The 14,066-nt window shown below is 71.4% G+C and carries 13 protein-coding genes; 9 read left to right on the top strand and 4 right to left on the bottom strand.

Going from position 1 to position 14,066, the window contains the following annotated elements; all coding sequences use genetic code 11:
* Nucleotides 1-777: 777 nt before the first annotated feature.
* Together M3E84_RS11190 and M3E84_RS11185 are read right to left on the bottom strand one after the other, a co-directional pair.
* Nucleotides 778-1,998: a dicarboxylate/amino acid:cation symporter gene (locus M3E84_RS11190; RefSeq protein WP_259896277.1), complete on the bottom strand. Its 1,221-nt coding sequence runs from the start codon at nt 1,996-1,998 to the stop codon at nt 778-780.
* A 334-nt stretch (nt 1,999-2,332) separates the two neighbouring features.
* A complete protein-coding gene (locus M3E84_RS11185) occupies nt 2,333-3,457 on the bottom strand; it encodes a hypothetical protein (RefSeq protein ID WP_259896276.1) in 1,125 nt (374 codons plus the stop codon).
* On the opposite strand from M3E84_RS11185, the gene M3E84_RS11180 reads away from it, so the two are divergent.
* From M3E84_RS11180 to M3E84_RS11140, 9 genes are all read left to right on the top strand, one after another.
* The gene (locus tag M3E84_RS11180) at nt 3,410-4,261 is read left to right on the top strand and encodes a hypothetical protein (RefSeq protein ID WP_259896275.1); all 852 of its coding nucleotides are present in this window, start codon (nt 3,410-3,412) and stop codon (nt 4,259-4,261) included. The two genes, M3E84_RS11185 and M3E84_RS11180, sit on opposite strands and share 48 nt — an antisense overlap.
* Nucleotide 4,262: 1 nt before the next feature.
* Nucleotides 4,263-5,264: an HAD-IIA family hydrolase gene (locus M3E84_RS11175; RefSeq protein WP_259896273.1), complete on the top strand. Its 1,002-nt coding sequence runs from the start codon at nt 4,263-4,265 to the stop codon at nt 5,262-5,264.
* Nucleotides 5,261-5,443 carry a hypothetical protein gene (locus M3E84_RS11170; protein ID WP_259896271.1) on the top strand — a complete coding sequence of 61 codons (183 nt, stop codon included), beginning with the start codon at nt 5,261-5,263 and terminating at the stop codon, nt 5,441-5,443. The genes M3E84_RS11175 and M3E84_RS11170 overlap by 4 nt, the downstream gene beginning before the upstream one ends.
* Before the next feature lie 67 nt (nt 5,444-5,510).
* Complete coding sequence (locus M3E84_RS11165) at nt 5,511-6,281, top strand: TlyA family RNA methyltransferase (RefSeq protein ID WP_259896269.1); 771 nt, start codon at nt 5,511-5,513, stop codon at nt 6,279-6,281.
* Between the two features lie 60 nt (nt 6,282-6,341).
* A complete protein-coding gene (locus M3E84_RS11160) occupies nt 6,342-7,496 on the top strand; it encodes an NAD kinase (RefSeq protein ID WP_259896267.1) in 1,155 nt (384 codons plus the stop codon).
* Nucleotides 7,496-9,232 carry a DNA repair protein RecN gene (recN, locus tag M3E84_RS11155; protein ID WP_259896266.1) on the top strand — a complete coding sequence of 579 codons (1,737 nt, stop codon included), beginning with the start codon at nt 7,496-7,498 and terminating at the stop codon, nt 9,230-9,232. The genes M3E84_RS11160 and recN overlap by 1 nt, the downstream gene beginning before the upstream one ends.
* Before the next feature lie 64 nt (nt 9,233-9,296).
* Complete coding sequence (locus M3E84_RS11150; protein WP_311200472.1) at nt 9,297-11,033, top strand: CTP synthase; 1,737 nt, start codon at nt 9,297-9,299, stop codon at nt 11,031-11,033.
* 6 nt (nt 11,034-11,039) lie between these two features.
* Nucleotides 11,040-11,735, top strand: coding sequence for an NUDIX hydrolase (locus M3E84_RS11145; protein WP_259896265.1), 696 nt, complete (start codon nt 11,040-11,042; stop codon nt 11,733-11,735).
* Between the two features lie 79 nt (nt 11,736-11,814).
* Entirely contained in the window at nt 11,815-12,798 is a 984-nt protein-coding gene (locus M3E84_RS11140) for a site-specific tyrosine recombinase XerD (protein WP_311200471.1), read from the top strand.
* Here the strand turns inward: M3E84_RS11140 and M3E84_RS11135 are convergent.
* Together M3E84_RS11135 and M3E84_RS11130 are read right to left on the bottom strand one after the other, a co-directional pair.
* Nucleotides 12,743-13,804: an FUSC family protein gene (locus tag M3E84_RS11135; protein WP_259896263.1), complete on the bottom strand. Its 1,062-nt coding sequence runs from the start codon at nt 13,802-13,804 to the stop codon at nt 12,743-12,745. The two genes, M3E84_RS11140 and M3E84_RS11135, sit on opposite strands and share 56 nt — an antisense overlap.
* Nucleotides 13,801-13,932, bottom strand: coding sequence for a hypothetical protein (locus M3E84_RS11130; RefSeq protein ID WP_259896262.1), 132 nt, complete (start codon nt 13,930-13,932; stop codon nt 13,801-13,803). Before M3E84_RS11130 ends, M3E84_RS11135 begins: the two co-directional genes overlap by 4 nt.
* Nucleotides 13,933-14,066 lie beyond the last annotated feature (134 nt).

Below are 14,066 nucleotides of genomic sequence, written 5' to 3'. Positions count from 1 at the left end.
GCCGCCGCAATACTCCTTAGAGGGAAGGCTGATGGCCGGCTCCTCGCAACCATTCGGTTGCGGGTTGAGCTGGCCATCAGTCTTTTCTCATACCCAGGTTCCTTTTCTCCATCGCCGAGTGGATACCTGATTGCGCTATAGGAGGCGATACCGCAACCAGGTATCCACTCGAACACTGTCAGGGGCCGGGTTCGGTGAAGGATGCGGACGTGGGCAGCGAAGCGGCCGGTAGCACCTTGGTGCATTGAGGCAGCAGGGCTCGGGCCCGCTCACGCCGAGTGGACACGTAGTTGCGCTGAAAGCTCTTTCTGCGCAACTGGGTATCCACTCGGCGGCTGGAGGGAAGACGATGGTGCCGCAGGTGATGCGGAATCGATGTCCGTCGCCACTGGTGAGCAGCGACAGGGGTTGGCGAGAGGCCCGAGCCGGGGACGCGGCAGGGCCCTCCCCACTCGGCCCGCACCCGCGGCGAGTGGATCCCCAGTTGCGCTGAGACCCCCGATAGCGCAACTAGGCATCCACTCGACGGGGGAGGGGTGGGGTTGAGGCGGCTTCATGCGGGCAGGGGTGCTTCGAAGACGGCGCACGCCTACCGCACCGCAGCGGCCCGCACCGCACCGCAGCGGCCCGCACCGCACCGCAGCGGCCCGCACCGCACCGCAGCGGCCCGCACCGCACCGCAGATGGCCCGCAGGGCAGACAGAAGAAGGCCCGAGCTCCCATAGAGGAGCTCGGGCCTTCTTCTGTCTCGTACGCGCCATCAACGCGCGGAGCGGATCACACGGCGGAGGGCTGCGGGTCCTCGGCGGGGACGTTGTCGTGGACGTTCTCAGACTTCTTGTAGAAGCGGTCGATCGCCACGGCGATCGCGCCGTCGCCGGTCACGTTGGTGGCGGTGCCGAGCGAGTCGATGGCCACGTAGGTGGCGATCATGATGGAGACGGCGGCCTCGTCGAATCCGAGCATGGACTGCAGGATGCCCACTGCGGCCATGATGGCGCCGCCGGGGACACCCGGTGCGGCGACCATGGTGATGCCGAGCATCAGGATGAATCCGATGTACTGCACGGGGTCGATCTCGATCCCGGTGAGCATCATGACGGCGGTGGAGAACAGCACGATCTTCACGGTGGAGCCGGCCAGGTGGATCGTCGCGCAGAGGGGAACGGCGAATCCTGCGACGTCCTCGTCGACGCCATTGTTGCGCGTGGCCTGCAGGGTCACCGGGATGGTCGCGGCCGAGGACGACGTGCCCAGGGCCGTGAAGTACGCCGGCAGCATGTTCTTGAGCAGGCGGAAGGGGTTCTTGCCGGCGATGGCTCCGGCGATCGCGTACTGCAGGAGCAGCAGGATGACGGTGAGCACGAGCGCGGTGATGACGACCTTGAAGAAGGTGGTGATGACCGTGCCGATCTGGCCGTTCATGGTCAGTGACATGAACGAGCCGAACACGTAGACGGGCAGCAGCGGGATCACGATGCGGGTGACCACGAGCATGATGATGTCGCGCAGCTCCTCGAGCCCGTTCTTGAGTGTGGTGCCGCGCACCAGGGTGACGCCTACGCCGATGCTGAAAGCCAGCAGCAGCGCGGTCATGATGCCGAAGGGCGGGGGCATCTCGATGGTGAAGAACGACGACAGCGACTCCTCCGAGGGATCGCTCAGGCCACCGCCGTGAGTCTCGTCAGCCAGCAGCGACGGGAACAGCGCCAGCGACGTGCCGAAGGCCAGGAGTCCCGCGGTGATAGTGGAGCCGTAGGCCACAGCGGCGGTGATGGCCAGCCACTTGCCGGCACCGCGTCCCAGGTCGGCGATCGCGGGGGCCACGAGCGCCAGGATCAGCACGGGGATCAGGAAGCCGAGGAAGGCGCTGAACAGCCCGTTGAACGTGACGAAGATCCGAGCGATGGGCTCGGGGAAGAACAGTCCGCACAGGGCGCCGAGCACGATGGCGACGACGATCCTCGCCAGCAGCGAGGAGAGGACTCGATTGAGCATGGAGGGGTCCTTCGTGGGGTGTATGAGAAGACTGCCGAGGCTGCTGTGCTGCCGGCGGCGTCAGCAGGAGTGACCGCATGGGCGACCTGCGGATGAGTAGACTGTGCCGTCCATGGCCAGAGGTCGCATCCGCTGCGGCCACACTATGGCACGGCTGTGCTCAGATGAGCTGCAGATCACAGAATTGTTGAACAGATTACTGCGCGACGCGCACCGGAGGACTGAGATGGCCGAGGCCTGGTCGCAGGACAGCAACGATCGTGGCAGGAGCCGCGACGGCGATCGTCGCGCACCCGGCCGGGGCCGCGACGATCGCGGCGGTTCCGGTCCCCGCTCATCGAGCCAGGGGGGAGACGGCGCTGCGCGCGACGATCGCCGAGGCTCCGGCCGCGGCTTCCGGGATGATGCGCGCGGCGGATCTCGCGACGGCGAGCGTCGCGGCTTCCGCGGCGAGGACTCCCGCGGCGGACGAAGCTCCCGTGGTGAGCGTGGGGGCGCCTCGCGCGAGGACCGGGGAGGCTTCCGCGGCGGTCAGAACGATCGCTCGGGCGCGCCCCGCCGGGACTTCCGCGGCGATGATCGGCGCGGTGGTCAGGCAGACCGTGCCGGTGCTCCGCGCAGGGACCTCCGCGATGACCGTCGGGGCGCTCAGGAGGACCGCGGCCCTCGGCGGGACGACCGCGGCGCCCAGGGACGCGATCGCGGGGACGACCGGGGCGCGCGTCGTGACTTCCGCGGGGGTTCGCAGGGCGGCGGCTCGGGTCGTCGCTGGGAGGACCGCGGCGGGCAGCGCCGTGACGATCGTCGGGATGATCGGGGCCCGCGCAGGGACGGCGATCGCCCGGGCGGACGAGATGATTCTCGCGGCGCGCGCTCCGGCGAGCGGCGCGGCCGCTGGGGCGATGACCATCGCGGCGGACAGAGCCGCTCGACGTGGCGCGAGGAGCCGCGGCGCGGCGGCGAGACCCGCAGGGACGACCGGCGCGACGATCGCCGGGCATCCGGCGGCCGCCCCGAAGGCAGCCCCGAAGGCTACCGCGGCGGTCCCCGCGGTGCGGATTCCCGGGGCGCAGAATCTCGCGGCGGCTTCCGGGGCGGCGAGTCCCGTGACGGTCAGCGTCGGGGCTTCCGCGGCGACGACTCGCGCGGCGGGCGTCGGGATGACCGGCAGGGCGGATTCCGCGGGGAGCGTCGGGATGACCGGCGCGACGGACGCCGTGACGGCCGTCGCGATGACCGCGGCGGCCAGCGGCGGACGTCGAGCTCCTTCGAGGAGCGCGGCCGCCCGGTGCGCGCCCCGCGTCCGGAGGTCGATGCCGATATCACCGGCCAGGAGCTGGACCGCGATGCCCAGTTCCAGGTGCGCGGACTCGAGTCCGACAACGCCGAGGCCGTCGCGCAGCACCTCGTGATGGTCGCCCGCTACATCGAGGATGATCCCGCCTTCGCGCTCGAGCACGCCCGCTACGCCGTGAGCCGCGCAGGTCGTGTGGCCGCGGTGCGCGAGGCCGCAGGCGTGGCCGCCTACGAGAACGGCGAATACCACGAAGCGCTCAAGGAGCTGCGCACGTACCGACGGATGACCGGCGACGACATCCACCTGCCCCTGATGATCGACTGCGAGCGTGCTCTGGGGCGCCCGGAGAAGGCCCTGGAGCTGGCGAGCTCGCAGAGCGTGACCGAGCTGCCGGCCGAGGCCCGCGTGGAGCTGGCGATCATCGTGGCGGGGATGCGCCGGGATGAGGGCGATGCCGACGGCGCGCTGAAGGCCCTGGAGATCCCGCAGCTGGATCGCAATCGCGGCTTCTCCTACAGCCCGCGCCTGTTCCGCGCCTACGGCGAGGCCCTGCGCGGCGTCGGGCGCGAGAAGGAGGCCACCGCCTGGGACCGTCAGGCGGTCGTGGCCGAGGCGGCTCTGGGCACCGGGGCGTTCGAGGACCCGGAGATCGTGGACCTGGGCGAGGACGAGATCGGCGTGGAACTGGACTCCTCGGAAAAGGCCCAGCAGGACATCGACCGGGTCTCCGACGTGACCGGCGACGGCGCGACCGGCGACAGCCCCGAGGCAGCCAAGGCCGACGGCTCCGACGACGACGCCTCCGATGACTCGGCGCCCAGCCGCCAGAAGAGCCTGGACGCCGAGGACCTCGCCTCGATGGGAGGGGAGTCGGTCTCCGCGGACGGCTTCGACGCCGATGAGGATCCGGCGCCGTCATCGGGCGCGGCTGCCGGCGAGGGTGAGACGGAGCGAGAGGACTCCTGAGATGGCGCGGCGACTGATCGACAGCTTCGATGCGATCCTGGCCGACCTGGACGGCGTGGTCTACGCCGGGCCCGGTGCGATCCCGGAGGCCCCGGAGTCGCTCGAGCGGGCCAAGTCCGAGGGCGTGCCGGTGATGTTCGTGACGAACAACGCCTCGCGTGCCGTCGAGACGGTCGCCGGGCACCTCAGCGAGCTCGGCGTGGCGACTCGGGGCCAGGACGTCGTCAGCTCCGCCCAGGCCGCCGCCCGGCTGCTCAGCGATCGGCTGCCGGCCGGGGCGCGCGTGCTGATCACGGGTGCGAAGGCGCTGTCGGACTACGTCGCGGAGGCTGGGCTGACACCGGTGCGCTCGCAGCTCGACGACCCCGTGGCCGTGGTCCAGGGATTCGACCCGGAGATCGGCTGGAGCGATCTGGCCGAGGCCGCCTACACCCTGGCCGATGACTCCGTGATCTGGATCGCCACGAACACCGACGGCTCCATCCCGCGCGAGCGGGGCATCGCCCCCGGCAACGGGACGCTGGTCGAGGCGGTGGGCCGGGCGACCGGTCGCACACCGGAGGTCGCGGGCAAGCCCGAGGCCCCGATCTTCCGCACCGGCGCCCAGCGCCTGGGGGCCCAGCGCCCGCTGGTTGTCGGCGACCGGCTGGACACCGACATCCTGGGCGGCAACCGCGCGGGCTTCGCGACCGCTCTGGTGCTCACCGGCGTGGACACCGTGCGCACCGCGCTCGGAGCCGTCACCGACGAGCGCCCCGATCATCTCATCGCCGATCTCACGGGGCTCTTCGCCCCGGAGGCGGAGCTTTCCGTGGAGGATTCGGACGGCTCCAGCATCGCGCGCTGCGGTGCGGCGGAGGCCACCGCGGACGACGACGGCCTGCGGATCCGCGGCGACGAGGACGACCTCGACGCCTGGCGCGCCGCCTGTGCGGCGTGGTGGTCCCGGCACCCGCAGGTGGAGACCGCCTCGACGCCCGATATCCAGTGGAGCGCGCCATGACCGAGCCGTTCGAGACGTCCGAGAGCCCCGGGGTGCAGCGGGTCCTGCAGGACCTCGAGGATCTCGACCAGCGTCCCGTGAGCGAGCACGCCGCCGCCTACCAGGACGCCCACGAGCGCCTGACTCGGGAGCTCGAATCCGCCGAATCGCGCATCGCCGGTGCCGGCGGGGCGTCATGACTCGGGTGGCTATCCGCAGCGCAGCCGCGGGGCGAACGATGTCTGCCCTGCGGAGGGCGGCGTCGTCGTGAGCCCTGAAGGACCGCCCACCGAGCGGCTGGACCGCGCCCTGGTGACCCGGGGCTTGGCGCGTTCGCGCACCCTGGCCGCCCGGTGGATCGCCGAGGGCCGCGTGAGCGTGGACGGCGTGCCGACGACCAAGGCCTCGCTGCCGGTGGCCGCCTCCTGCGCGGTGGAGCTCGAGGAGGCAGAGGGCCCCGAGTACGTCAGCCGCGCCGGGCACAAGCTCGCCGGGGCGCTCGAGGCGTTCCCGGACGTCGTCGTCCGGGGCAGGCGCTGCCTGGACGCCGGGGCCTCGACCGGAGGCTTCACCGACGTGCTGCTGCGCGGCGGAGCGCGGGAGGTCGTGGCGGTGGATGTGGGCCACGATCAGCTCGTGCCGCAGCTGCGCGCGGATCCGCGGGTGCGCGTGCACGAGGGCCTGAACCTGCGCTACATGGTCCCCGAGGACATCGGCGGGCCTGCCGAGCTGACCGTCTGCGATGTCTCCTTCATCTCCCTGACTCTGGTGATCGCACCGCTGGCGGCGGCCACACTGCCTGGTGGGCACCTGCTGCTGATGGTCAAGCCGCAGTTCGAGGTCGGAGCGGATCGACTGGGCCGCGACGGAGTGGTCGTCTCGGAGCAGCAGCGCCTCGAGGCGGTCGAGAAGGTGGCGGCTGCAGGTGTCGCTGCGGGACTGATCGAGCTCGGGCGCACGCGCTCGCCGCTGCCGGGCCAGGACGGCAACCACGAGTTCTTCCTGCACCTGCAGCGCCCGGGCCCGGCCTCGTCCTGAATCCCCGCGCGGCACCCGGCCCTCCCTGTGCCGTCGGCGGAAGGACGTAGGGTGGAGCGCATGATCGACGACGACCCCGGCATGCGCGCGCCCGCCTCCCGGCGCATCCTGGTGCTCGCCCACATGGGCCGCCCGGACGCCCGGGTGGCCGCCGAACAGACCCTGCGCCAGCTGGCCGACTCCGGTGTGGAGGGCGTCCTGACCGCCGAGGACCGCGAGGCCATGCGCCGGGCCCCCGAGCTCGGCGAGCTGCCCCCGGTGGGCATCGTGCCGGACAACTGCGCGCTGTCGGACATCGAGCTGGTGGTCGTTCTCGGCGGCGACGGCTCCATCCTGCGCGCCGCAGAGGTCGTCCGGGATGTCGGGGTGCCTCTGCTGGGGGTGAACCTCGGACACGTGGGCTTCCTTGCCGAATCGGAGCGCGCCGGTCTGGCCGAGACCGTCCAGGCGGTCGTCGACGGCCGCTACACGGTCGAGGAGCGCATGGCCCTGGACGTGCGGGTCTGGCATGCCGGGCGCCCCGTGCTGCACACCTGGGCCCTCAACGAGGCCTCCGTGGAGAAGGGCGACCGGGAGAAGATGCTCGAGGTCGTCACCGAGGTGGATCGCCGCCCGCTGTCGTCCTTCGGCTGCGACGGCGTCGTCATGGCCACTCCCACCGGCTCGACCGCCTATGCGTTCTCCGCCGGCGGGCCGGTCGTGTGGCCGGAGGTCGAAGCCCTGCTGATGGTGCCGCTGTCGCCGCACGCCCTGTTCTCCCGGCCGCTGGTCGTCTCGCCGTCGTCCATGATCGCGGTGGAGGTGCTCACGCGCACCGACGCCCGCGGCGTGCTGTGGTGCGACGGCCGGCGCACGGTCGAGCTGCCGCCGGGCTCGCGGATCGAGGTCACCCGGGCCGAGCAACCGGTGACCCTGGCGCGGATGCACCGCACGCCGTTCTCAGAGCGACTGGTCAGGAAGTTCGGCCTGCCGACTGCAGGCTGGCGCGGACCGGTCGAGCAGGACGAGGTCTCGGATGCCACCTCCACCCTGCCCATCGTGCAGCCGGACTACCGCACCACGATCCACCACCAGGAGCCGGGGATGCCGCAGCACCTGTCCGTGGGGCAGGAGATCGCGCAGGACGACCAGGACCGTGCAGCCGATCCCGCCCCGGGGACCGTGGAACCGCAGCAGAAGGCCCCCTCGCCTCCGGGGCAGAAGGGGGAGCGCTGATGATCGAGGAGATCCACATCCGCGACCTCGGCGTCATCACCGACGCCGTGCTGCCTCTGGGCCCGGGGCTGACGATCCTCTCCGGGGAGACCGGTGCGGGCAAGACCATGGTCGTGACCGCGCTGGGCATGCTGCTGGGGCGCCGCGCCGACGCCGGCGCCGTGCGCGTGGGAGCGCAGAAGGCCGTCGCGGAGGCCGTCGTGAACGTGCCGTCCGATCACGCCGCGGTGGCTCTGGTGGAGGACGCCGGGGGAGACGTCGACCAGGAGGGTGAGCACACCTCCCTGCAGCTCAGCCGCACCGTGGCCGCCACCGGGCGCTCGCGGGCCCACGTCGGCGGGCGCAGTGCTCCGGTGGCCCGGCTCGGCGAGCTCGGCGAGACCCTGGTGGCCGTGCACGGGCAGTCGGATCAGCTGCGCCTGACCTCGGCGGCCGCGCAGCGCCACGCCCTGGACACGTTCGCGGCCGTGCGCGGCACCGGGAAGAAGGCTGCATCCGGCGGGAGCTTCGAGGAGCTGCTGGGGCAATACCGCCAGACACTCGCCTCGTTCGAGGCCGTCGAGGCCGAGCTCTCGGAGATCCGCGAGAAGGGCCGGGAGCGCGCGCTCGAGGCGCAGTCGCTGCGGGCCGCGCTCGAGGAGATCGACACCGTCGAGCCCGTCAGCGGTGAGGACGAGGCCCTGAACGTCGAGTCGCAGAAGCTCACGAGCCTCGAGTCGCTGCGCGCGGCCTCCATGACCGCGCACGCGGCGCTGTCGGGAAGCGACGAGGATCCGGATGCGGCCTCGTCGATCCTGCTGGTGGACCGGGCGCTGTCGGCTCTGGATCAGGAGGCCGACTCCGATCCCGAGCTCGAGCAGCTGGCCCAGCGCGTGCGCGAGCTGTCTGTGCTGACCAACGACGTCGCGGCGGATCTCTCCGCCTACGCGACCGGGCTGGACGAGGACGGCCCTGCGCGGCTGGCCGAGGTCGAGGCGCGGCGCGCGGCCCTGCGCGGGCTGACCAAGACCTACGGCGCGGACATCGACGAGGTCCTCGCCTTCGCCGAGACCGCTCGCACCCGGCTGGAGTCGCTGGGCGATGACCCTCACCGCGAGGAGCAGCTCAGCGCCCAGCGCGATCAGCTGCTGGAGGCCCTCGAGGCGCAGGCCGGCGAGCTCACGCAGCGACGCAGCCGTGCCGCCGAGCAGCTGGCGCAGGAGGTCGGCACCGAGCTGAAGGCTCTGGCCATGCCCAACGCCGCGCTGCTCGTCTCCGTGGAGCCGGCCCAGCGCTTCGATCGCTGGGGCCGCGACACCGTCGAGTTCCTGCTGCGCGCCCATGCCGATGCATCGCCCCGGCCGCTGGGCCGCGGCGCCTCCGGCGGCGAGCTCTCGCGCCTGATGCTGGCGCTGGAGGTCGTGCTGGCCGCCGTCGACCCCGTCCCCACGTTCGTGTTCGACGAGGTCGACTCCGGCGTGGGCGGCAAGGCGGCCCTGGAGATCGGGCGGCGGCTGAAGATGCTCGCCCAGAACGTCCAGGTGCTCGTGGTGACGCACCTGCCGCAGGTCGCCGCCTTCGCCGATGAGCACGTGCTCGTGACCAAGAGCTCGGATTCGACCGTCTCGGATGTGAGCGTGCTCTCGCAGGACGAGCGCGTCGTGGAGCTGGCCCGCATGCTGGCAGGCCACGAGGACTCCGAGGCGGCGCAGGAGCACGCCCGCGAGCTGCTGCGCGACGCCGCAGCGACCCCGTAGACCCCGCCCCGCCCACGACACCCCCTGCCCCCCCCCTGACCGTCCAGTGATAGGCTCGAATCCCGTGGTGAACGCTCAGAATGCCGCCGCAACGGCTGGCGATACGCAGACAGAGACCTCCGGCTCCACCGGCAAGGTCACCCGGCAGATCTTCGTGACGGGCGGTGTGGTCTCGTCCCTGGGCAAGGGGCTGACGGCCTCCTCGCTCGGGATGATCCTCAAGGCCCGCGGCCTCAAGGTCACGATGCAGAAGCTCGACCCCTACCTCAACGTGGATCCGGGCACCATGAACCCGTTCCAGCACGGCGAGGTCTTCGTGACCGACGACGGCGCCGAGACCGATCTGGACATCGGGCACTACGAGCGCTTCCTCGATGAGGACCTCGACGCCTCCTCCAACGTGACCACCGGCCAGGTCTACTCCTCCGTGATCGCCAAGGAGCGCCGCGGCGAGTACCTCGGGCAGACCGTCCAGGTCATCCCGCACATCACGGATGAGCTCAAGGCGCGCATGCGCTGGCACGCCGATCACGTGCCGGAGGGCGAGGAGGCCCCGGACGTGATCATCACCGAGATCGGCGGAACCGTGGGCGACATCGAGTCGCAGCCGTTCATCGAGGCCGCCCGCCAGGTCCGCCGCGACATCGGCCGGCGCAACGTGTTCTACCTGCACGTCTCGCTGATCCCGTACATCGGCCCGGCCAAGGAGCTGAAGACCAAGCCCACGCAGCACTCGGTGGCTGCGCTGCGCAACCTCGGCATCCAGCCCGACGGCCTGGTGCTGCGCTGCGACCGCGACCTGCCCGATTCCATGCAGGCCAAGATCGCCGATGCCTGCGACGTCGACATCGACTCCGTGATCTCCTGTGCAGATGCCCCGAGCATCTACGACATCCCCAAGACCCTGCACGGCCAGGATCTGGACGGATACATCCTCGACTACTTCGGGATGGAGCGCACCGAGGCCGACTTCTCGCACTGGAACAAGCTGCTCAGCGCGGTGCACGAGCCCAAGCACTACCTGACGATCGGGCTGGTCGGGAAGTACATCGACTTGCCGGATGCCTACCTGTCGGTCTCGGAGGCGCTGCGCGCCGGCGGCTTCGCCAACGACGCCCGCGTGAAGATCAAGTGGGTGGCCTCGGACCTGTGCCAGACCCCCGAGGGCGCAGCGCGGGAGCTCGGCGACGTCGACGCCATCTGCGTGCCCGGCGGCTTCGGCATCCGCGGCCTGGAGGGCAAGCTCGGCGCGCTGACCTATGCCCGCACCAAGGGCCTGCCCACCCTGGGCCTGTGCCTGGGGCTGCAGTCCATGGTCATCGAGTACGCCCGCTCCGTCGTGGGCCTGGCGGATGCCTCCTCGACCGAGTTCGACCCGGACACCGCGACTCCCGTGATCGCCACCATGGCGGAGCAGGAGCAGTTCGTGGAGGGCGCCGGCGATCTGGGCGGCACCATGCGCCTGGGCCTGTACCCGGCCAAGCTCACCGAGGGCTCGGTCGCGGCCGAGGCCTACGGCGCCACCGAGGTCCAGGAGCGCCACCGCCACCGCTACGAGGTCGGCAACGAGTACCGCGATCAGCTCACCGAGGCCGGTCTGGTCATCTCGGGCACCTCGCCCGACGGCACCCTGGTCGAGTTCGTGGAGCTGCCGCGGGAGGTCCATCCGTACTACGTCTCCACGCAGGCCCACCCCGAGCTGCTCTCGCGTCCGACCAAGGCCCACCCGCTGTTCGCCGGGCTGGTCAAGGCAGGACTCGAGCGCCAGGCCGCGCGCACGGACGAGTCCCCGGAGCTCTGAGCCGACGTGGAGTTCGTCCAGCTGGGTGCCGGAGAGCTGACGGATCGGGTCGATCCGCGGCGCGTGCTGTCCTCGCAGACCGTCTACGAGGGCCGGATCTGGGACGTCGTCTCGGAGGAGGTCGAGCTCTCGGACGACGGTCCCCGGATGACGCGCGACTTCATCACCCACCCCGGAGCCGTCGCGGTGCTGGCCCTCGATGAGCAGGACCGTGTCCTGCTCATCCGCCAGTACCGCCACCCGGTGGGGATGACCCAGTGGGAGATCCCCGCGGGCATCCTCGATCTGGAGGGCGAGCACCCCGCTCAGGCTGCCGCGCGCGAGCTGGGGGAGGAGGCGGATCTGTCCGCCGGACGCCTGGACACCCTGGTCGAGTTCCACAACAGCCCCGGCTCCTCGGCGGAATCCCTGCGGATCTACCTGGCCCGCGAGCTCGAGACCCTGGAGCAGGAGTTCGAGCGCGAGGATGAGGAGTCCGAGATCGTCGCCACGTGGGTCCCGCTCGAGGCCGCCGTGGCGGCCGTGCTCGAGGGCAGCCTGCACAATCCCAACCTGGTCATCGGGGTGCTGGCCGCCCACGCTTCGCGGGCGGGGGAGTGGTCCTCGCTGCGTCCGGCCGATGCGCCGTGGCCGGCCCACCCGGGTCTGCGCGGCACCGACGGGCTGACTCCCGCCACCATCACGCCGCCGGATGCCCGCTGAGCCCCGGGCTCAGGCGTCATAGGTATTCCACGTGCCACGTGCGTCTCGACCGCCCGCTGCTTCTGCTGATTCCTCGGCAGTGCAGCGGGCGGTCGAGCGCTATCTGCAGCACCTTGGCGTGGAGCGCGGGCTGGCAGCCAACACGCTGAGCGCCTATCGACGGGATCTGGCGCGCTACGTCCGATTCGTGACGGAGATCGGCGACGACGCTCAGGTGCCGCCGGTCGAGGACCCTCGAGACATCACGGTCGCCCATGTCACCGGCTTCGTGCGCTGGCTGCAGCGCCCTGCGGCAGAGGAGACCGGGGAGCAGCCCGGCGCGGGGCTGAGCGCTCGCAGTGCGGCCCGGGTGGTGGTGGCCGTGCGCGGAGCCCACCGGTTCTGGCTGCTCGAGGAGATCACCGAGCACGATCCCGCCGCCCAGGTCCCGCCGCCCACGCCGGGGATGCGGCTGCCCAAGGCGATCTCCGCCGAGCGGATCACGCGGCTGCTCGAGGCGCCGGATCCGTCCACGCCTGCCGGGCTGCGCGATCGGGCGCTGCTCGAGGTCCTCTACTCCACGGGAGCGCGCGCCTCCGAGGTCATCGGCCTGGAGGTCGACGACCTGTCGGCGGCGCTGAGGTCGGGGGAGGAGTCGTCGGGGCTGCCGTTCCTGCGGCTGTTCGGCAAGGGATCGAAGCAGCGGATGGTGCCGCTGGGCCGACCGGCCGTGGCGGCGCTGGAGGCGTGGATGGTGCGCGGCCGGCCCGAGCTGGCGGCCAAGGGCAAGGCCGATGCCGCGGTCTTCCTCAATCAGCGCGGCGGGCGGATCTCACGTCAGACGGTGTGGAACACGGTGACCCAGGCCGCCGACGCCTCCGGGCTGAGTGCTGAGGGCGTGGAGGTCAGCCCGCACACGCTGCGCCATTCCTTCGCCACGCACCTGCTCGAGGGCGGGGCGGATCTGCGGGTGGTTCAGGAGCTGCTGGGGCATGCGTCGGTGACCACCACGCAGGTCTACACGCTGGTCACCGCCGACTCCCTGCGCGAAGTCTGGGCCATTGCCCACCCGCGCGCCCGCTGAGGCTGCGCATCCCGCTGGTGGCACTGACCAGCAGCAGGGCAAGGGCGGCTCCAATGCCCGTCTCCACGACGCGATCGCCGATCAGTTCGCGGGCGGGGGTGGTGACCACGAAGCTCGTCATCAGCAGCGCCACCGGCGTGAGGAACACCAGCGCCAGGCTGGAGTGGCGCACGGCGTAGAGCTCATTGGCGAACTGCAGGGCCGCCAGCAGCAGGGCCAGTCCCAGCGGGCTCCACTCGACCAGCAGGAGCGCTCCTGTCAGCGCCACTCCGGCGAAGGTCCCGATGATGCTGTGCACGACCCGGTTCGCGGCTCCGGCGAGATCCGCGGCCGCGATCGGAGCGGTCGCCGCCAGGATCGCCCAGTGGTGGTGGCCCAGACCGCTGGCGATGGCCACCGAGCCTGCCGCACCGACGGCGACGGCATAGCGACAGGCCCGCGCCACGGCATCGGGCCAGGCCACCGGCTCGGGCGGTGGGATCGTTCCTGCCTCGGGTGCGCCGCGTGGCGGGCTCGCCAGGAGGAAGCCCAGCACCACCACGAGCGCCGCACTGGCCAGGGCGGCAAGAGCGGCGTCGCCGAGCTGGCTCTGCCCGGGCACCCCGGCGATCGTGGTGAAGGCGTACAGGAAGAAGAAGGGACCCGCCGGGCGCAGCTGCAGCCTGTCCGAGACCACGGACAGCACGGAGGCCACGACGACGGCTGCGGCTGTGGAGGCCCACGGGTCGAAGCCCGCGATCGCCGCGGCGGCGCCTGCGATGACGCTGCCGCTCATGAGGGCACCTGCGATCACCAGGTGTTGGAAGCGCAGCCGCGGCGCATCCGCGCGTCCGAACACGCCGGTGAGCGATCCGAAGATCACGTACACGCACAGATCCAGGCGCCCCAGCAGCACGACGGCCAGCAGCGGCAGCGCGATGCCGATTCCCACGCGCATCGCCGGACCGCGGTGACCGCGACCGGAGGGGACGTGCAGGAAGTCCTGTAGGTGGCTCTTCGCGATCATGCGAAGGAGCGGACCCTGAAGATCTTGCCGCAGCGGGTGCCGTCGACGAGGCCGCCGATCATGGCGGTGAGCGAACCCAGGACCGGGTCGGTGAGGTCATCGGCGGTGGCTCGGCGCATCTCGGGCATGACGAAGAGTCTACGAAGATCCGGACGGCGTCCCGTCGCCGTGTTCTGTGGGAGCCGGAGGCGAGGCGCTGTCGTCGGGTCCCGACGAGCAAGTCCTCGGACGCACCGGGTCCCGCCGCTCGCGGGGGGTCGGC

Source organism: Kocuria sp. p3-SID1428 (assembly GCF_025149945.1).
Classification (GTDB): domain Bacteria; phylum Actinomycetota; class Actinomycetes; order Actinomycetales; family Micrococcaceae; genus Kocuria.
Note: the sequence above shows the minus strand (reverse complement) of the source record. Positions and strands in the feature narration are given on the sequence as shown.

Coding starts and splice junctions, on each gene's coding strand:
- M3E84_RS11190 (WP_259896277.1), bottom strand. CDS start 1,998: ATGCTCAATCGAGTCCTCTCCTCGCTGCTGGCGAGGATCGTCGTCGCC.
- M3E84_RS11180 (WP_259896275.1), top strand. CDS start 3,410: ATGGTCGCCCGCTACATCGAGGATGATCCCGCCTTCGCGCTCGAGCAC.
- M3E84_RS11175 (WP_259896273.1), top strand. CDS start 4,263: ATGGCGCGGCGACTGATCGACAGCTTCGATGCGATCCTGGCCGACCTG.
- M3E84_RS11170 (WP_259896271.1), top strand. CDS start 5,261: ATGACCGAGCCGTTCGAGACGTCCGAGAGCCCCGGGGTGCAGCGGGTC.
- M3E84_RS11160 (WP_259896267.1), top strand. CDS start 6,342: ATGATCGACGACGACCCCGGCATGCGCGCGCCCGCCTCCCGGCGCATC.
- recN (WP_259896266.1), top strand. CDS start 7,496: ATGATCGAGGAGATCCACATCCGCGACCTCGGCGTCATCACCGACGCC.
- M3E84_RS11135 (WP_259896263.1), bottom strand. CDS start 13,804: ATGATCGCGAAGAGCCACCTACAGGACTTCCTGCACGTCCCCTCCGGT.
- M3E84_RS11130 (WP_259896262.1), bottom strand. CDS start 13,932: ATGCCCGAGATGCGCCGAGCCACCGCCGATGACCTCACCGACCCGGTC.